The organism is Enterobacter sp. C3_dUdeg (assembly GCF_057536195.1).
In genome coordinates this window covers 169,652-187,346 of sequence record NZ_BAAKFX010000004.1, presented here as the reverse complement: position 1 = coordinate 187,346, position 17,695 = coordinate 169,652, and the positions used below count along the sequence as shown (strand labels likewise).

Sequence of the window (17,695 nt, the reverse complement as noted above, 5' to 3'; positions counted from 1 at the left end):
AAAATGACAAACGGCAACCTTCGGGTTGCCGTTTTTTTTCTCATCGTAAAAATGCAGGACCCGATCTACCGATGAAGCTTCCCGTGATCCCGCAGCCACGCCGCCGTGCGCGTAATCCCTTCATCCAGCGTCACGATCGGTTTGTACCCAAGCTCGTTCTCCGCCCGCGAAATATCCAGCGTGAAATCAAAGTTCAGCTTCGATACGCCGTAATGCGTCAGCGCAGGCTCTTTGGCCGATTTACTGCCAAAACGCTCCATGCTGCGGGCAATCATATCCAGCATTGGGTAAGGGACTGAACGGATGCGGCAGTCGATCTGCAGCTCGTCAATTAAACGCTGCACAATGCTGCGCAGCGTGCAGGGTTCGCCGTTCGTGATGTTGTAGGCGCGACCGGAGATCAGCTTATCGCAGTCCGGCTGGCTTGCCAGCCACATGGCGTGAACGGCGTTTTCGTAATAGGTCATATCCACCAGCGCATCGCCGCCGCGCGGCAGCAGCACGCTGCCGTAGTGGTGCATCATCTGCGCCAGGCGCGGAATAAACACTTTGTCGTGAGGCCCGAACAGGCTCTGCGGACGTAAGACCGTAAAACGGGTGTGCGGGTTCGACTGTGCCAGCAGGTCAATCACCTCTTCGCTGGCCGCCTTGCTGCGGGCAAACTCACAGGCAAAGCGAGCCGGACGGAAATCTTCCTGCACGTCACGATGGTGGTGATAGTCGAAATAGAGCGACGGTGACGAGATATGAATAAAGTTGCGCACGCCCCAGGCAACGGCCCATTCGCCCAGACGGCGGGTTGCCCGCACGTTGGCGAGATCGAAGGCTTCCTGGGTACCCCACGGGGAGGTGAAGCTGGAGCAGTGCCACAGCGTGTCGATACCGGCGAGCATCACTTTCGCCTGAGAGGAGACCAGCTCCGTCAGGTCAGCATGGACGAACTCCGCGCCCATTTTTTGCAGCAGTTTTCCCATCGCTTCGTTGCGACCGGTAGCCCTGACGCTGATGCCCTTGTTGCGCAGAAATTCGACCGCATTTCGGCCTAAGCCGCTGGTCGCCCCGGTAACCAGTACCTTCATATCAATCCACTGTGTTGAAAAGAATTTCGTGCGCATTCTTTCGTGAATTACGGCGCTATGCAATGGGAAAGGTGAAAGAAAGAGAGTTTTATTTAGATCTTTTCCGTCTTTTGTTCTGCCCGTTGCGCAATCCGCTTTGCCATCCCGCGGAAGATAAACAGGTGGGCGGGGATCATCAACAGCCAGTAGAACAGACCCGGCATTCCGTGCGGATGCCACCAGGCGCGGACGTCCAGTTCACGACAATCGCCTTTGTCTTTCAGGGTAAAGCAGAGCCGGCCCAGCCCCGGGGCTTTCATACCGAACAGCAGCGCCAGCTGTTTTTCCGGCTCGACGATGATGACCTTCCAGCTGTCGACCGCGTCGCCCACCTCAAGATACGGGCGTGCCGGACGGCCTTTTGCCAGCCTGTGCCCCACCAGCAGATCCATTGCTCCGCGCGTTTGCCAGAGGATATTACCGAAGAAATAACCGTCTTTGCCGCCAATCTGGTTCACCACTTCCCACAGCGCGGCCAGGCTGGCGTGGGTTTTCACCGTGCAGCCCGCCTGTTTCGGGTAATAGCCGTACTCCGGCCGCCAGCGGGCAAACGCCTGGGCGTCGTAACCCCAGTCGCTGGAGTTCACCAGCTGCTCTTCTTCTTTCAGCGTATTGCGCACGGCATCGTCAAAACGGATCAGGTCCTGGGGAATGAGTGCCCGCAGTTCGCGATCGTCCGCCAGTAAATCATGTTTGAGCCCCTGGATCAGCGCTTTGGCGGTCGTCGGCGGCACGGAGGTGATCACATTCAAAAACCACACCGAAATCCAGCGGGTCGGGAAGGGAATGGGGATCAGCCAGCGGCGGCGGCCGCTGACGCGCATGAAATGTTCGAACTGCTCCTGATAGCTCAGCACTTCAGGGCCTGCCGCCTCCAGCACGCGGTGTTGCTCCGCCGGGCGATCCAGCATGGCCACCAGATAATGCAGTAAATTCTCCAGCGCAATCGGCGTGGTGCGCGAGCGCACCCAGCGCGGCGGCGTGAGTACGGGCAGGTTGTAAACCATATCGCGCATCACTTCGAAGGCGGCGGAGCCTGCGCCGACGATGATCCCGGCGCGCAGTTCGGTGACGGGGATATTCGCCCCGCGCAGGGTGTCAGCCGTCAGCTGGCGGGCGCGCAGGTGATCGGACTGCTCGTGTTCGGGCGCCTGGAGCGAGCTTAAAAAAATGACCTGCTTCACCGGGGTTTGCAGCAGGGCGTCGCGAACGTTCATCGCCACCTGCCGCTCGTGGGCGATGAAATCCCCGCCTTCGCCCATGCTGTGCACCAGGTAGTAAAGCGTATCGACCCCTTCCAGCAGGGCGGGAAGTTCCTTCGGCCAGTTGAGGTCAACGCTGTGGCAGGTGACGCCAGGCAAACTGAGTTTTTGCAGGCGTTCGGTATTGCGTGCCGCTGCCAGCACCTGGTGTCCCTGCTGGCTTAACGCCGCGGTGAGATGCTGACCGATGTACCCGCTGGCGCCGAGCACCAGAATTCGTTGCGGCACGTGATGCTCCTTATCGCTGTAAAAACGCCTGCCAGTGTTTCACCACGTCCGCCAGCTGTTCGCGGCTCACGTCGAGATGCATGACCAGGCGCACGACGGGTGAGGCGTTGATCAGCACGCCACGTGATTTCATAAACTCACCCAGCGCGGCGGCGCGGTCATCGCCCACGCGTACGAACAGCATGTTGGTGTCGTGGCGCATCACGTCGGCGCCAATCTCGCGCAGCTGCGCCGCCATCCACGCGGCGTTGTCGTGATCGTCCTTCAGGCGCGCCACGTTATTTTTCAGGGCATACAGCCCGGCAGCCGCCAGAATACCCGCCTGACGCATGCCGCCGCCGGTCATTTTGCGCCAGCGGTTGGCGCGCTTGATGTAGTCCGCGTTGCCTACCAGCAGAGAACCCACCGGCGTGCCCAGCCCTTTAGATAGGCAGATGGTGAACGAGTCGCAGTATTGCGCAATCTCTTTCAGCTCGCAGCCATAATCCACGACGGCGTTAAAGATACGCGCGCCGTCAACGTGCAGGCCGAGCCTGCGCTCGCGGGTGAATTCCCATGCTGCTTTCAGGTATTCGCGCGGCAGCACTTTGCCGTTGTGGGTATTTTCGAGGCTGAGCAGCCTGGTGCGGGCGAAGTGAATATCGTCAGCTTTGATTTTCGCCGCGACTTTATCGAGCGGCAGGGAGCCGTCCGGCGCGGCGTCAATCGGCTGCGGCTGAATGCTGCCGAGCACGGCGGCACCGCCTGCTTCATACAGATAGTTATGCGCGCCCTGGCCGACGATATACTCTTCCCCGCGCTCGCAGTGGCTGAGCAGCGCGACCAGGTTAGCCTGCGTGCCGGTCGGCAGGAACAGCGCGGCCTCCTTGCCGCTCAGTTCAGCCGCATAGCGCTGCAGTTCGTTAACCGTTGGGTCATCGCCGTAGACGTCATCCCCGACCGGGGCGGCCATCATCTCTTCGAGCATGGCGCGGCTCGGGCGGGTTACGGTATCACTGCGTAAATCAATCATTTCACATCCCTTTATTTTAAGAGGTCATGCGAAATGTTTTACCTGAGCCAGTTGGTTTTTGCCAGTTCGATCACCTCGTCGCCGCGCCCGCTGATGATGGCGCGCAGCATATACAGGCTAAAGCCTTTGGCCTGTTCCAGCTTGATCTGCGGCGGGATCGCCAGCTCTTCTTTGGCGACGACGACATCCACCAGCACCGGACCGTCGATGGAAAATGCGCGCTGCAGGGCTTCGTCCACCTCTGAGGCTTTCTCCACGCGAATGCCGGTGATGCCGCAGGCCTCGGCGATGCGTGCGAAATTGGTGTCGTGCAGCTCGGTGCCGTCCGTGAGATAGCCTCCGGCCTTCATCTCCATCGCCACGAAGCCCAGCACGCTGTTGTTAAAGACCACGATTTTCAGCGGGAGCTTCATCTGCACCACCGACAGGAAATCCCCCATCAGCATGCTGAACCCGCCGTCGCCGCACATCGCCACCACCTGACGCTCCGGGGCCGTCGCTTTTGCGCCCAACGCCTGCGGCATGGCGTTGGCCATCGAGCCGTGGTTAAACGAGCCGAGCAGGCGACGCTTGCCGTTCATCTTCAGATAGCGTGCCGCCCAGACGGTTGGCGTGCCCACGTCGCAGGTAAAGATGGCGTCGTCGTCCGCGAAATGGCTGATCTGCTGCGCCAGATACTGCGGGTGAATCGCTTTGTCGCTCGGTTTGGCGAGGTCGTCCAGCCCCTTGCGGGCGTCGCGATAGTCGCTCAGGGCTTTATCAAGGAACTTGCGGTCCGTTTTTTCTTCCAGCAGCGGCAGCAGGGCGGCAAGCGTGGATTTGATATCGCCCACCAGCGCCATATCAACCTTGCTGTGCGCGCCGATGCTGGCCGGGTTGATATCAATCTGAATGATTTTCGCATCCGTCGGGTAGAACGCGCGATACGGGAACTGGGTGCCGAGCAGAATCAGCGTGTCGGCGTTCATCATGGTGTGGAAGCCGCTGGAAAAACCGATCAGACCGGTCATCCCCACATCAAAGGGGTTGTCGTACTCGACGTGCTCTTTGCCGCGCAGGGCGTGAACAATGGGGGCCTTAAGCTTACCCGCAAATTCAAGCAGCTCCTTGTGCGCGCCCGCGCAGCCGCTGCCGCACATCAGGGCGATATTGCTTGAGTACCGCAGCAGCTGTGCCAGCTTTTTCAGCTCCTCTTCCGCAGGCGTCACCACTGGCTGCGGGGCGTGATACCAGTGGGTGCTGGCCCCTTCCGGCGCGGCCTTGAGGGCCACGTCTCCCGGGATGACGACCACAGAAACGCCGCGGTTCAGCACGGCCTTGCGCATGGCGATCGCCAGCACCTGCGGGATCTGCTCCGGGGATGAAACCAGCTCGCAATAGTGGCTGCATTCACGGAACAGCTCCTGCGGATGCGTCTCCTGAAAATAGCCGCTGCCGATTTCGGAAGAGGGGATATGGGCGGCAATCGCCAGCACCGGCACGTGATTACGGTGACAGTCAAAGAGGCCGTTGATCAGATGCAGGTTACCCGGCCCGCACGATCCGGCGCAGACGGCCAGTTCCCCCGTGATCTGCGCTTCAGCGCCTGCGGCGAAGGCGGCAACCTCTTCATGGCGGGTGGGCATCCATTCGATGGTCTTCATCTTGTTGAGGCTGTCGCTAAGTCCGTTCAGGGAATCGCCGGTTACGCCCCAGATACGTTTCACGCCAGCCTGTTCGAGCGTTTTCGCTATATATGCAGCCACGGTTTGTTTCATGGTTGTCCGTCTCCTTTTTGTGATATCGCTTACAAGCTTAGAAGAAAGTCTCCGTATTGCCCGTCGCATCCCCCCAATTAAAAGGTGCTTTTCACGCGCAATTATTCGGCATAATCTGGTGATGTCTCGGTGAAAACAGGAATAATTTCAAATGGTTAAATCATTGTTAATTGCTGTTAATGAAAAGCTATCGTGCGACGATCTTGGCAAACTCTTGTTACGACTTGCCGTCGGCGGGCTGATGCTATTTCACGGTTTGCACAAGCTTTTTGGCGGCGTGGGCTTTATCAGCGGCATGCTGGTGGAGAAAGGGCTGCCGGGGTTTATCGCCTACGGCGTGTTGGTTGGCGAAGTGGTGGCACCGATCCTGATTATTGTTGGGCTCTTTACGCGCCCGGCCGCGCTGGTGCTGGCGTTTACGATGATCGTGGCGTGGCTGATGGTGGGAATGGATGAAACGCTCGCCCTCGATAAGGTAGGCGCATGGGCGATTGAAAGCCTGGTGTACTTCTTTATCGGCTCGCTGGCTATCGCGTTTTTAGGCGCAGGGCGGTTTGCGCTGGGTAAAGCGCCCGCGTGGCGGTAGGGTTGTTGTAGGTCGGGTAAACGCAGTGCCACCCGACAAAAAGCCCGGTGGCGCTGACGCTTACCGGGCCTACGATCGAACGTTTACCGTTTATGCGAGGACCAGATCGCCCTGTGGATGGCATGAGCACGCCAGCACGTAACCCTCGGCAATTTCCGCGTCGGACAGCGTCATGGTGCTGGTGACGGTGTACTCCCCGGAAACCACCTTCGTCTTACAGCAGCCGCACACGCCCGCACGACAGGCAGCCACTACCGGCACCTGGTTGCTTTCCAGCGCCTCCAGCAGGGTGGTTCCCACGCGGCCAAAGAAGGTCTGCGCAGGCTGCAGTTTGGTGAAGGTAATGCCGCTGGTTGCCGCTTCCGCCACCGGCGTGAAGAACTGCTCTTTGAAGAAGCGGGTCACGCCAAGCGCTTTCACTTCTTTCTCCGCGATATCCATGTACGGCGCCGGGCCGCAGGTCATCACGGTGCGGTTCGCGATATCCGGCACGCTTTGCAGCAGCTCGCGGCTCAGGCGACCGGGCACAAAGCCGTGGGTCGCGTTGTGCTCCGCCACCAGCGTCACCGGATAATCACGCCATTCCCCGGCAAAAATCACATCTTCCGGGGAACGGACGCTGAAGATCGCCTGCACGTCGGCCTGCGGGCGGTTCTTCGCCAGCCAGCGGCGCATCGACATAATCGGCGTTACGCCACAGCCCGCCGCCAGCAGCAGGAATTTATCGTCTGCTTTGTCGTCACAGGTGAATTCCCCCTGCGCGTCAGACAGCCAGATGTAATCCCCGCGCTTGACGTCCCGCGTCAGCCACTGCGAGCCCGCGCCGTCGTCAATGCGTCGGACGGTGAGCGTAATGTACTCGCTCACGCCCGGCGTGGAGGAGATCGTGTAGGCGCGCAGCGTGTCCGCCGAATTGCGAACGCTGACCAGCGCGTACTGGCCTGCACGGTACGGATAGTAGTCATGGCACAGCAGCGACAGCGTCCACACATCCGGCGTCTCCTGATGGATGTGATGAACCTGCATCCGCCACGGACATTGTGAGGTTGGCATGGTCATGAATTACTCCTTACGCGCTCAGCAGCTGTTTCATATCATCTTCAACGTTGGTCACGGAACGCAGGCCGAATTTCTCGTTCAGCACCGCCAGCAGGTCTGGCGTCAGGAAGCCAGGCGCGGTCGGGCCGGTCACGATGTTGGTGACGCCGAGAGAGAGCAGGGTCAGGAGGATGACAATCGCTTTCTGCTCGAACCATGACAGCACCAGCGACAGCGGCAGGTCGTTCACGCCGCAGCCCAGTTTCTCCGCCAGGGTGACCGCCAGAATGATGGCCGAGTAAGCATCGTTACACTGGCCCGCATCGATCAGGCGCGGCAGACCTTCGATGTCGCCGAAGTCCAGCTTGTTGAAACGGTATTTGCCGCACGCCAGGGTCAGGATCAGGCAGTCTTCCGGCACGCTGGTGGCGAAATCGGTGAAGTAGTTACGCTCGCCGCGCGCGCCGTCGCAGCCGCCGACGAGGAAGATGTGGCGCAGCTTTTCACGGCTGACGAGATCGATCAGCGAATCAGCGGCACCCAGCAGGGTTTCACGACCGAAGCCGACGGTAATGAGGTGCGGGATTTCGCTGTACGGGAAGCCCACCATCTGCTGCGCCTGGGCGATAACCGGACCGAAATCGTCACCTTCAAGATGGCTCACGCCCGGCCAGCCGACGATGCTGCGGGTCCAGATGCGGTCATCATACGCGCCGACGGTAGGGTCGATGATGCAGTTAGAGGTCATCACGATAGGGCCAGGGAAGCGGGCGAACTCCACCTGCTGGTTCTGCCAGCCGCTGCCGTAGTTACCGATGAGATGCTTAAATTTACGCAGCTCCGGGTAGCCGTGCGCCGGCAGCATTTCGCCGTGGGTATAAACGTTAACGCCGGTGCCTTCGGTTTGCTTCAGCAGGTTGTAGAGATCTTTCAGGTCGTGACCGGAAATCAGAATGCACTTGCCTTCGGTTGCCTTGACGTTGACCTGCGTCGGCGTCGGGTGGCCGTAGGTGCTGGTTTCACCGGCATCCAGAATGCTCATCACGCGGAAGTTCATCTGGCCGATTTCCATTGAGCATTCAAGCAGGGCGTTCATATCGGCAGGCCAGGTGCCCAGCCACGCCATGATTTTGTGGTACTGGGCATAAATCTCATTGTCGTACTGACCCAGAACGTGCGCGTGCTCCATATAGGCCGCAGCGCCTTTCAGGCCGTACAGGCACAGCAGGCGCAGGCCGAGAATATTCTCGCCAATCGCCGCTTTGTCTTTATTCGGGGTGAATTCTGCCGCCTGACGCTGGAGGTCGCCCAAATCGTCGCTGACCAGCTGCAGTTCTGACATCGGGTTTTCCACGCGAGCGCCGGCATCCGACTTCAGGCACTGTGCTTTCAGCGCCTCACGCAGGGCAATTGCTTCGCGGGCGTAGCCGACAATGCGCGGAGAGTCGAAGTTAACGTTGGTCAGCGTGGAGAAAAACGCGCGTGGAGCGAAGCTGTCGACGTAGTGGTCGACAATGCCGTATTCGCGGGCTTTGAACGCCCATGCGGAAAGGCCTTGCAGAGCCGCAATCAGCAGGTCCTGCAGGTCAGATGTTTCTGCGGTTTTGCCGCACATACCCTGTGCGTAAGAGCAGCCATTGCCTGCCGGGGTACGGATGGTTTGTTCACATTGCACACAAAACATTATCACACCTGTTAAAGTTATATTTAATATACATGTTTAAGGTTATGCCTGTGCCAGAACGGAGAAAAGGGCTTTCTGCTACAAAATAGAGGGAGATTGATTTAGCGCAATTTTGGCGGCAGGAAACCTACCGCCAAAGAAGTATCAGGCAGAGAAGAAGGCCATCAGGACCGGAACCAGCAGGCTTAAAATAAAGCCGTGCACGATAGCCGCGGGCACCATCTCCAGCCCTCCGGAGCGCTGGAGTACCGGCAGGGTAAAGTCCATCGACGTCGCGCCGCACAGGCCCAGCGCGGTAGAACGACTGCGGCGAACCAGGCCTGGGATCAGCATGATGGCAATCAGCTCGCGCGCCAGATCGTTAAAGAAGGCGGCGCTGCCGATCACCGGTCCGAATGATTCGGTCAGCAGAATACCGGAGAGCGAATACCAGCCAAAACCGGACGCCATCGCCAGGCCGGTTTTCAGCGGCAGATCGAGAATAAAGGCGTTGATGACGCCCGCCACCATTGAACTGGCAACAACCATAACCGCAACCATCATTCCCCGACGGTTGAGGACAATTTGTTTCAGCGTCATGCCATTATTTCGCAGCTGAATACCGATCAGGAACAGCAGGAAGATCAGCGTATATTCACTGGCCTCAGTCGCGTGCTGTAAAAATGCCCAACCGGTCAGCCCAAGAAGAAAACCGAGCACCACGACGCCGCATAATTTTAATGATTCAAGCGCCATTGCAATTCGTGAAGGGAGTTTTTCCTGATGATGGTGATTTTTCCATGGAATAGTGCGTTCCAGCCACAGCAGCGCGGCAATATTGCACAGCAAAATAACCACTACGGTGACGACAGAATAATGGAGGATGGAGAGTAAATTCGCCGATAAGTTGTCCAGAAATGCCAGGCTAATCCCCATAAAGAAAAGAATAACGTAGACAATCCAGCTCAGGAATCGATTAATGAGCCTTAATGCGGATTCACGATGCAGCGGAATAAGATAGCCCACGATCAAGGGCAGCAAAATGATGAGGAGTCCTGAAAACATGAACAGCCGGTCCTTTTTGAGTATCGGTTAAGCGCCAGTGACACTACCCAATAAAGGCTGTTCAGTAAAGCGGCAAAAGAAAGCCGGGCGGCGGCTACGCTTTACCCGGCTTGTGTCTGCGTGGGGTGTGCGGCCTGAAGCCCTCACCCCGGAGCTCTCCCACGGGGAGAGGGAGGAAAGATTAATCGCGTTTTTCCAGCAGGGTGCGATACAGCACGCCACCCAGGATACCGCCGATAACTGGCATCACCCAGAACAGCCACAGCTGCTCAAGCGCCCAGCCGCCCTGGAAGATGGCGACGGCGGTACTGCGTGCCGGGTTAACGGAGGTGTTGGTGACCGGAATAGAAATCAGGTGGATAAGCGTCAGCGCCAGACCAATGGCAATCGGGGCAAAACCGGCTGGGGCGTGTTTGTCCGTTGCGCCGTGGATCACCAGCAGGAAGCCTGCGGTCAGCACGATTTCAATCACAATGGCAGACAGCATGGAGTAGCCGCCCGGAGAGTGTTCGCCAAAGCCGTTAGAGGCAAAGCCGCTGGCCGCCGCGTCGAAGCCGGCTTTACCGCTGGCAATCACGTACAGAACGCCCGCCGCGATAATACCGCCAACCACCTGCGCCACGATATAGCCAATCACGTCTTTCGCCGGGAAACGGCCGCCCGCCCATAAACCTAACGTCACTGCCGGGTTAAAATGACCGCCGGAAATATGTCCCACGGCAAACGCCATGGTTAATACGGTTAAACCAAAAGCCAGCGCAACGCCGACAAAACCGATACCTAATTCCGGGAATGCTGCTGCCAGAACGGCGCTACCGCAGCCACCAAATACCAGCCAGAATGTACCAAAGCATTCTGCTGCCAATTTTCTAAACATAACCACCTCAAATAATTATCCGCACGCATTCCCGCGTGCGGGATATATCGCCATAAAGGGATGACGACTCAAAGAGCCCGTATTTTAAAAACCAACAACACCCCTTCGCCACTTAAATAAATTCGATTAATTTGATTTAAGGCAATGTGATGTCAATCCTTGTTCAAACTGGAGGTAAATAGAGCATAGTCCAATTTGCGGGCGGTAGTATCTTGCGAGATGTTGGTTATTTCAAATGAAACCTAATGGATAAATTCTGAATTTTTCGTGCTTCCGCCAGGTTATGGAGGCGGATTGCAGTGTCAAGCCCGTCTGCATCCCGCTATACTGCTGATAACTTGAAGGAAAAAGTGATCATATCGCGGGGGATTTATGCTTCTCGAACGTGTGGAAATTGTCGGGTTTCGCGGTATTAACCGCCTGTCGCTGCAGCTGGAGCAGAACAACGTCCTGATCGGCGAGAACGCGTGGGGTAAGTCCAGCCTGCTGGATGCATTGACGCTACTGCTTTCGCCCGAGGACGATCTGTATCACTTCGTCCGCGACGATTTCTGGTTCCCGCCCGGCGACGTGACGGGGCGCGAGAAGCACCTGCATATCATCCTGACGTTCCGCGAATCCGAACCCGGACGTCACCGCGTGCGTCGCTTCCGCCCGCTGTCACCCTGCTGGGTGCCGTGCGATGACGGTTTCCACCGGATTTTCTATCGGCTGGAAGGCGAGATGGCGGAGAACGAGGGGGTACTCACCCTGCGTGATTTTCTCGATGAGAAAGCCAACCCGATCCCGCTGGACAATATCGACGACCTGGCCCGCCACCTGATCCGCCTGACGCCGGTGTTACGCCTGCGCGATGCGCGCTTTATGCGGCGTATTCGTAACGGTACCGTACCCAATATGCCGGAAGTGGAAGTCACCGCCCGCGAGCTGGATTTTCTGGCCAGAGAGCTGGTGTCGCGTCCGCAGAATCTGACCGATGGCCAAATTCGTCAGGGATTGTCCGCAATGGTGCAACTCCTTGAGCACTATTTTTCCGAGCAGGGCACGTCGGAATCGCGCCACCGTCTGATGCGCCGCCGCTCTCATGATGAGCAGCGAAGCTGGCGTTACCTCGACATCATTAACCGGATGATCGACCGGCCCGGCGGTCGCACCCATCGGGTGATTCTGCTGGGGCTGTTTTCAACGCTTCTGCAGGCCAAAGGCACCGTTCGTCTGGACCGGGACGCCCGGCCGCTGCTGCTGGTGGAAGACCCGGAAACGCGCCTGCATCCCATCATGCTCTCCGTGGCATGGCATCTGCTGAACCTGCTGCCGCTCCAGCGCATCACGACCACTAATTCCGGGGAATTATTATCGCTGACGCCGGTAGAACACGTCTGTCGCCTGGTGCGTGAATCCTCCCGCGTCTCCGCTTTTCGGCTTGGGCCGGGCGGTTTGAACGCGGAAGACGGGCGGCGCATCGCGTTTCATATTCGCTTTAACCGGGCGTCGTCGCTCTTTGCCCGCTGCTGGCTGCTGGTGGAGGGGGAGACGGAAACCTGGGTCATCAACGAACTGGCGCGCCAGTGTGGCCACCATTTTGATGCGGAAGGCATTAAGGTGATCGAATTCGCCCAGTCGGGATTAAAGCCGCTGATAAAATTTGCCCGCCGGATGGGGATCGAGTGGCACGTGCTGGTAGACGGTGATGAGGCGGGCAAAAAATATGCCTCGACCGTGCGGAGCCTGCTGAATAACGAGCGCGAGGAAGAGCGCGACCATTTAACCATGCTGCCCGCGATGGACATGGAACACTTTATGTATCGCCAGGGGTTCGACGACGTCTTTCACCGAATTGCCATGGTGCCGGTCGATGTCCCGATGAACATGCGGCGGGTGATCGCCAAAGCCATTCACCGTTCGTCAAAACCGGATTTAGCCATTGAAGTGGCGACGGAAGCGGGGAGGCGGGGCGTGGAGGCGGTACCGACCCTGCTGCGGAAGATGTTCTCCCGCGTGCTGTGGCTGGCACGCGGGAAAGCGGATTAGCGCTGTGTAGCCTGTTTCACCTGCTGAATCAGGCTATCCAGCAGCTCGTAGCGGCGGCGATATTCGGAACGTTTTTTGCTGGCGATCTCTTCCATCGGTTTACGCGGCATGACGAGCGGCAGCATAAAGTTACCGTTGTCCTGCTTTTCACCGCCGATGGAGAGCCAGAAACTGTCGTAATCGGCCAGCAGTTTGCCCTCTTTTTTCTTACGGTAGCGCCAGCTGCGATAAATGTGGGTATCGTTACTGACGGCGACTATTTGCTCTACCGGGAACGCGGCGCCGAGCGTCATTGCGGCCTCGACCAGCAGACGTTTCGGGAACAGACCGTGGCAGGCTTTCGTCGCACCCTGGATCAGCTCGTGGGGAACATGCGCTTTTGCGCCCTGCAAACCGCCAATGAACAGCGTCGATTTTCCCTCAAACTGGCATAGCGTAAAGGTCATCTCCGCCAGCGCCGTATTTTGACTGTCACAGAAAACGAGGGTAGCTTCTCCCTCTTTATCCATAAACGCGTCGGCACACAGGCGGACGGTAAATTGCTGTTCATCTTTTCCGGTTAAGGTCAGCAGGATCACCCCCTGTTTTGAAAGGTAACCCTTTGTCAGCGTTGCCGGCAGCTGGCGACACATCATCTGATAGTGCCAGGACAGCGATTCCAGCGCACGCTGTCGATCCATATTGACCGTCAGCCACGGACGATGAAGGCGACACGGCAGCCCCGGCTGAACCTGGAGCATTTGCATAAGGTGCGGATGTTTCGCAAGATCAGACAGCAGGCGAGCGGTGCTGAGCGGTGTCGCCAGTGAACGCAGCATGAACTTGCGTCGATAGGCGGTTTTTTCCCATGCCAGCCCGGGTGCGATCTCACCAAAAGCCAGGTTTTTGAAGAGCTGCCAGCCGGTTTTTGGCTGCGGCAGGTTTGAAAGTGATGTATCGACGATAGAAGACATGGTAGATCCTGATCCTTTTGGAATATCGCTATTTCAACAGGGGAAATGTCAACGTCTCGTAAACAAATTAGGACGATTTCGGAGAACAGGGGTTTCGTTGAGGAGTCGTTTAGATAGAATCAACATTTATAATTGCCAGAACATTTATTTGGAATATTTATGAACCTCAAGGGAAAACGCAGAACGCTGTTTCTGCTGCTGGCGGTCGTGATTTTAGCCGGTGGGTACTGGCTATGGCAGGTGCTGAATGCGCCGGTGCCGCAGTATCAGACACTGATTGTTCGCCCGGGCGAACTGCAGCAAAACGTCCTCGCGACGGGCAAGCTTGACGCGCTGCGCAAGGTTGACGTCGGCGCTCAGGTCAGCGGCCAGCTGAAAACGCTGTCGGTTGAGATTGGCGACAAGGTGAAAAAAGGCCAGCTGCTCGGCGTTATCGATCCTGAGCAGGCTGAGAACCAGATCCGCGAGGTGGAAGCCACGCTGATGGAGCTGCGCGCGCAGCGTGCGCAGGCGCTGGCAGAACGTAACCTGGCTCAGGTAACGCTGACCCGTCAGCAGGCGCTGGCCAAAACCCAGGCTATTTCAAAACAGGATTTAGATACTGCCACCACAGAACTGGCGGTCAAACAGGCGCAAATTGGCACGATTGACGCGCAGATCAAACGCAACCAGGCCTCGCTGGATACGGCAAAAACTAACCTCGACTACACCAAAATCGTCGCGCCGATGGCGGGCGAAGTCACCCAGATCACCACGCTGCAGGGCCAGACGGTGATTGCCGCGCAGCAGGCGCCGAACATTCTGACGCTGGCGGACATGAGCACCATGCTGGTCAAAGCCCAGGTTTCAGAGGCGGATGTGATCCATCTTAAGCCGGGGCAGAACGCCTGGTTTACGGTGCTTGGCGACCCGCAGACGCGCTACGAAGGCGTGCTGAAAGACATTCTGCCGACGCCGGAAAAAGTTAACGACGCTATCTTCTACTATGCCCGCTTTGAGGTGCCAAACCCGCAGGGCGTGCTGCGTCTGGACATGACCGCACAGGTGCATATCCAGCTGACCGGCGTGAAGAACGTGCTGACCATTCCGCTCTCTGCGCTCGGCGAGTCCGCCGGGGAGAGCCGTTATAAAGTGAAAGTGCTGCGCAACGGCGAAACGCGCGAGCGCGAGGTCGTGATCGGCGCGCGCAACGACACCGACGTGGTGGTGGTGAAAGGTCTGGAAGAGGGCGAGGAGGTTGTTGTCAGCGAAAGCCTGCCCGGAGCCGCTAAATGACGGCGCTGCTTGAGCTGAATAACATTCGTCGCAGCTATCCGTCAGGCGACGGTCCGGTGGAGGTGCTGAAGGGCATCTCCCTGCGCGTGGAAGCGGGCGAGATGGTGGCGATTGTCGGGGCATCGGGTTCCGGTAAATCGACGCTGATGAACATTCTCGGCTGTCTGGATAAACCGACCAGCGGTACCTATCGCGTGGCCGGGACGGATGTCTCCACGCTGGACGGCGACGCGCTGGCGAAGCTGCGTCGGGAACATTTCGGCTTTATCTTCCAGCGTTACCATTTGCTTTCTCACCTGAATGCGGCGCAGAACGTGGAAGTGCCTGCGGTGTATGCGGGCGTCGAGCGGAAAAAGCGACTTGAGCGCGCTCAGATGCTGCTGACGCGTCTGGGGCTGGCGGAGCGGGTGGAGTACCAGCCCTCGCAGCTGTCCGGCGGCCAGCAGCAGCGCGTGAGTATTGCCCGTGCGCTGATGAACGGCGGGCAGGTGATCCTCGCGGATGAACCGACCGGGGCGTTAGACAGCCATTCCGGCGAAGAGGTGATGGCAATCCTCCATCAGCTTCGCGATCAGGGCCACACTGTCATCATTGTTACCCACGATCCGCAGGTGGCGGCGCAGGCGGAACGCATTATTGAGATCCACGACGGCGAGCTGGTCAGCAATCCGCCGCCGCGTGAGTCCAGGGCAGCGGCGCCGAAAGAAGCGCTGCCGGCATCAACCGGCTGGGGGCAGTTCTCCAGCGGCTTTCGAGAAGCGCTGACCATGGCCTGGCTGGCGATGGCGGCCAATAAAATGCGTACCCTGTTGACGATGCTCGGCATCATTATCGGTATCGCCTCGGTGGTATCGATCGTGGTGGTGGGCGACGCGGCGAAGCAGCTGGTGCTGGCCGATATTCGCGCCATCGGCACCAATACCATTGACGTCTATCCCGGCAAAGACTTTGGCGACGACGAGCCGCAGTATCAGCAGGCGCTGAAATACGACGATCTGGCGGCGATTCAGAAGCAGCCGTGGGTGAACTCCGCCACGCCTGCGGTTTCGCAGAACCTGCGTCTGCGCGTGGGCAACGTTGACGTGGCCGCCAGCGCTAACGGCGTCAGCGGAGACTACTTCAACGTCTACGGCATGACCTTCAGCGAAGGCGCCACCTTCAACGCCGAGCAGCTGGCGGGCAGGGCGCAGGTGGTGGTGCTGGACGCGAACTCGCGCAGGCAGCTTTTCCCCAATAAAGCCAACGTGGTGGGCGAAGTGATTCTGGTCGGCAACATGCCTGCCACTGTCATCGGCGTGGCGGAAGAGAAGCAGTCGATGTTTGGCAGCAGTAAGATCCTGCGCGTCTGGCTGCCCTACACCACCATCTCAGGGCGGATTATTGGGCAGTCATGGCTCAACTCCATCACCGTACGCGTGAAGGAGGGCTACGACAGCGCGCTGGCCGAACAGCAGCTTGAACGGCTGTTAACCCTGCGCCACGGGAAGAAAGATTTCTTCACCTGGAATATGGACGGCCTCTTGAAAACGGCGGAAAAGACCACACGTACTCTTCAGCTGTTCCTCACGCTGGTGGCGGTGATTTCGCTGGTCGTCGGCGGCATCGGGGTGATGAATATCATGCTGGTGTCGGTAACCGAACGTACCCGGGAGATCGGCATTCGCATGGCGGTCGGCGCCCGGGCCAGCGACGTGCTGCAGCAGTTTTTGATTGAAGCGGTGCTGGTGTGTCTGGTTGGCGGGGCGATGGGTATTGCGCTCTCGATGATGATCGCGTTTGCGCTTCAGCTCTTTTTACCCGGCTGGGAGATTGGCTTCTCGCCGGTTGCCATTATTACCGCATTTTTGTGTTCGACCTTTACCGGCATTTTGTTTGGCTGGTTGCCCGCCCGCAACGCGGCGCGGCTGGATCCGGTGGACGCGCTGGCTCGGGAATAACCCGAAAATAAAAATGCCAGCCGATCGGGCTGGCATTTTGACTGCGGGATGTACACAATAAAACAGAGAGCTATGCAACCGTCTCTGCTTCAACGGGTACGATTAGGCTGGCATGATTGCCTTTTGGTCCCTGATGTACATCGAACCGGACGGACTGCCCGGCTTTGAGCGTTCTGTAACCATCCATCTGAATGGTGGAATAGTGAGCGAAGATATCCTCGCCGCCGCCTTCGGGGCAGATGAAGCCAAACCCTTTGGCGTTGTTGAACCACTTAACAGTACCCATTTCCATGCTTCGACATCCTTCGTAAATCTTATAAGTTAAGATGGAATGAACCGGTGGTGGAGTGGGGGCTGTTCAAAACCTCGCCATCTCACGCTTGTACAATTTAGAGAAACGAAAGAAGTCGTCAAGCGTTTGGCGCTGGAGATGGGACAATAATCAACCAAAGTTTGAAGCAGTTAACGCTATTGCAACAGTTTGTGACAGACATCGCGGATGACAGTAATAGATGATTGTTATCTAACATCTGAGGTAGATTCAAAGTGGTTATGCATAATGGGTAAGACCAACGATTGGCTGGATTTCGACCAGCTGGCGGAAGACAAAGTGCGCGACGCGCTAAAACCGCCATCTATGTATAAAGTTATGTTAATGAACGATGATTACACGCCGATGGAATTTGTTATTGACGTGCTACAAAAGTTCTTTTCTTATGATGTAGAACGTGCAACGCAACTGATGCTTACCGTTCATTATCGTGGCAAAGCTATCTGCGGCATCTTCACAGCCGAAGTGGCGGAAACCAAAGTGGCGATGGTGAACGACTATGCGAGGGAGAACGAGCATCCGTTGCTGTGTACGCTGGAAAAGGCCTGATAAGGCATAAAAT

The 17,695-nt window shown here is 57.8% G+C and carries 15 protein-coding genes; 5 read left to right on the top strand and 10 right to left on the bottom strand.

What is annotated here, in order from left to right; all coding sequences use genetic code 11:
- Nucleotides 1-65: 65 nt before the first annotated feature.
- The 4 genes from AC27FC_RS12930 to poxB form a co-directional block, all read right to left on the bottom strand.
- On the bottom strand, nucleotides 66-1,079 hold the full coding sequence (locus AC27FC_RS12930) for an NAD-dependent epimerase/dehydratase family protein (RefSeq protein WP_045354430.1): 1,014 nt from the start codon (nucleotides 1,077-1,079) through the stop codon (nucleotides 66-68).
- A gap of 92 nt (nucleotides 1,080-1,171) precedes the next feature.
- The gene (locus tag AC27FC_RS12925) at nucleotides 1,172-2,608 is read right to left on the bottom strand and encodes an SDR family oxidoreductase (protein WP_094934316.1); all 1,437 of its coding nucleotides are present in this window, start codon (nucleotides 2,606-2,608) and stop codon (nucleotides 1,172-1,174) included.
- A 10-nt stretch (nucleotides 2,609-2,618) separates the two neighbouring features.
- Nucleotides 2,619-3,620, bottom strand: coding sequence for a low-specificity L-threonine aldolase (gene ltaE, locus AC27FC_RS12920; RefSeq protein WP_196354669.1), 1,002 nt, complete (start codon nucleotides 3,618-3,620; stop codon nucleotides 2,619-2,621).
- A 38-nt stretch (nucleotides 3,621-3,658) separates the two neighbouring features.
- Nucleotides 3,659-5,377, bottom strand: coding sequence for a ubiquinone-dependent pyruvate dehydrogenase (gene poxB, locus AC27FC_RS12915; protein ID WP_039261536.1), 1,719 nt, complete (start codon nucleotides 5,375-5,377; stop codon nucleotides 3,659-3,661).
- A 151-nt stretch (nucleotides 5,378-5,528) separates the two neighbouring features.
- On the opposite strand from poxB, the gene AC27FC_RS12910 reads away from it, so the two are divergent.
- Entirely contained in the window at nucleotides 5,529-5,963 is a 435-nt protein-coding gene (locus AC27FC_RS12910) for a DoxX family protein (RefSeq protein WP_196354668.1), read from the top strand.
- Nucleotides 5,964-6,053: 90 nt separating this feature from the next.
- Here the strand turns inward: AC27FC_RS12910 and hcr are convergent, their stop codons facing one another.
- The 4 genes from hcr to aqpZ form a co-directional block, all read right to left on the bottom strand.
- Nucleotides 6,054-7,022: an NADH oxidoreductase gene (gene hcr / locus AC27FC_RS12905; protein WP_196354667.1), complete on the bottom strand. Its 969-nt coding sequence runs from the start codon at nucleotides 7,020-7,022 to the stop codon at nucleotides 6,054-6,056.
- Nucleotides 7,023-7,032: 10 nt separating this feature from the next.
- On the bottom strand, nucleotides 7,033-8,685 hold the full coding sequence (gene hcp, locus AC27FC_RS12900; protein ID WP_196354666.1) for a hydroxylamine reductase: 1,653 nt from the start codon (nucleotides 8,683-8,685) through the stop codon (nucleotides 7,033-7,035).
- Between the two features lie 144 nt (nucleotides 8,686-8,829).
- Nucleotides 8,830-9,729, bottom strand: a complete 900-nt coding sequence (locus AC27FC_RS12895; protein ID WP_196354665.1) for a LysO family transporter — start codon at nucleotides 9,727-9,729, stop codon at nucleotides 8,830-8,832.
- Between the two features lie 181 nt (nucleotides 9,730-9,910).
- Nucleotides 9,911-10,606 (bottom strand): aquaporin Z, encoded by a 696-nt coding sequence (aqpZ, locus tag AC27FC_RS12890; RefSeq protein ID WP_033145073.1) that lies wholly within the window; start codon nucleotides 10,604-10,606, stop codon nucleotides 9,911-9,913.
- 372 nt (nucleotides 10,607-10,978) lie between these two features.
- Here aqpZ and AC27FC_RS12885 point away from each other — a divergent pair, with 372 nt between their 5' ends.
- On the top strand, nucleotides 10,979-12,637 hold the full coding sequence (locus tag AC27FC_RS12885; protein ID WP_029739481.1) for an ATP-dependent endonuclease: 1,659 nt from the start codon (nucleotides 10,979-10,981) through the stop codon (nucleotides 12,635-12,637).
- On the opposite strand, the gene AC27FC_RS12880 is transcribed toward AC27FC_RS12885, so the two are convergent.
- Complete coding sequence (locus AC27FC_RS12880) at nucleotides 12,634-13,590, bottom strand: VirK/YbjX family protein (protein ID WP_196354663.1); 957 nt, start codon at nucleotides 13,588-13,590, stop codon at nucleotides 12,634-12,636. The two genes, AC27FC_RS12885 and AC27FC_RS12880, sit on opposite strands and share 4 nt — an antisense overlap.
- 159 nt (nucleotides 13,591-13,749) lie before the next feature.
- Between AC27FC_RS12880 and macA the strand changes: the two genes are divergently transcribed.
- Together macA and macB are read left to right on the top strand one after the other, a co-directional pair.
- A complete protein-coding gene (gene macA, locus AC27FC_RS12875) occupies nucleotides 13,750-14,865 on the top strand; it encodes a macrolide transporter subunit MacA (protein WP_196354662.1) in 1,116 nt (371 codons plus the stop codon).
- Nucleotides 14,862-16,802 carry a macrolide ABC transporter ATP-binding protein/permease MacB gene (gene macB / locus AC27FC_RS12870; protein ID WP_196354661.1) on the top strand — a complete coding sequence of 647 codons (1,941 nt, stop codon included), beginning with the start codon at nucleotides 14,862-14,864 and terminating at the stop codon, nucleotides 16,800-16,802. The genes macA and macB overlap by 4 nt, the downstream gene beginning before the upstream one ends.
- A gap of 70 nt (nucleotides 16,803-16,872) precedes the next feature.
- Here the strand turns inward: macB and cspD are convergent, their stop codons facing one another.
- Complete coding sequence (gene cspD, locus AC27FC_RS12865) at nucleotides 16,873-17,094, bottom strand: cold shock-like protein CspD (protein WP_006809408.1); 222 nt, start codon at nucleotides 17,092-17,094, stop codon at nucleotides 16,873-16,875.
- Between the two features lie 267 nt (nucleotides 17,095-17,361).
- Here cspD and clpS point away from each other — a divergent pair, with 267 nt between their 5' ends.
- Complete coding sequence (gene clpS / locus AC27FC_RS12860) at nucleotides 17,362-17,682, top strand: ATP-dependent Clp protease adapter ClpS (protein ID WP_006174393.1); 321 nt, start codon at nucleotides 17,362-17,364, stop codon at nucleotides 17,680-17,682.
- The last annotated feature ends 13 nt before the right edge of the window (nucleotides 17,683-17,695 follow it).

Coding starts and splice junctions, on each gene's coding strand:
- hcr (WP_196354667.1), bottom strand. CDS start 7,022: ATGACCATGCCAACCTCACAATGTCCGTGGCGGATGCAGGTTCATCAC.
- clpS (WP_006174393.1), top strand. CDS start 17,362: ATGGGTAAGACCAACGATTGGCTGGATTTCGACCAGCTGGCGGAAGAC.
- ltaE (WP_196354669.1), bottom strand. CDS start 3,620: ATGATTGATTTACGCAGTGATACCGTAACCCGCCCGAGCCGCGCCATG.
- AC27FC_RS12895 (WP_196354665.1), bottom strand. CDS start 9,729: ATGTTTTCAGGACTCCTCATCATTTTGCTGCCCTTGATCGTGGGCTAT.
- poxB (WP_039261536.1), bottom strand. CDS start 5,377: ATGAAACAAACCGTGGCTGCATATATAGCGAAAACGCTCGAACAGGCT.
- AC27FC_RS12885 (WP_029739481.1), top strand. CDS start 10,979: ATGCTTCTCGAACGTGTGGAAATTGTCGGGTTTCGCGGTATTAACCGC.
- macB (WP_196354661.1), top strand. CDS start 14,862: ATGACGGCGCTGCTTGAGCTGAATAACATTCGTCGCAGCTATCCGTCA.
- hcp (WP_196354666.1), bottom strand. CDS start 8,685: ATGTTTTGTGTGCAATGTGAACAAACCATCCGTACCCCGGCAGGCAAT.
- AC27FC_RS12880 (WP_196354663.1), bottom strand. CDS start 13,590: ATGTCTTCTATCGTCGATACATCACTTTCAAACCTGCCGCAGCCAAAA.
- cspD (WP_006809408.1), bottom strand. CDS start 17,094: ATGGAAATGGGTACTGTTAAGTGGTTCAACAACGCCAAAGGGTTTGGC.
- aqpZ (WP_033145073.1), bottom strand. CDS start 10,606: ATGTTTAGAAAATTGGCAGCAGAATGCTTTGGTACATTCTGGCTGGTA.
- AC27FC_RS12910 (WP_196354668.1), top strand. CDS start 5,529: ATGGTTAAATCATTGTTAATTGCTGTTAATGAAAAGCTATCGTGCGAC.
- macA (WP_196354662.1), top strand. CDS start 13,750: ATGAACCTCAAGGGAAAACGCAGAACGCTGTTTCTGCTGCTGGCGGTC.
- AC27FC_RS12930 (WP_045354430.1), bottom strand. CDS start 1,079: ATGAAGGTACTGGTTACCGGGGCGACCAGCGGCTTAGGCCGAAATGCG.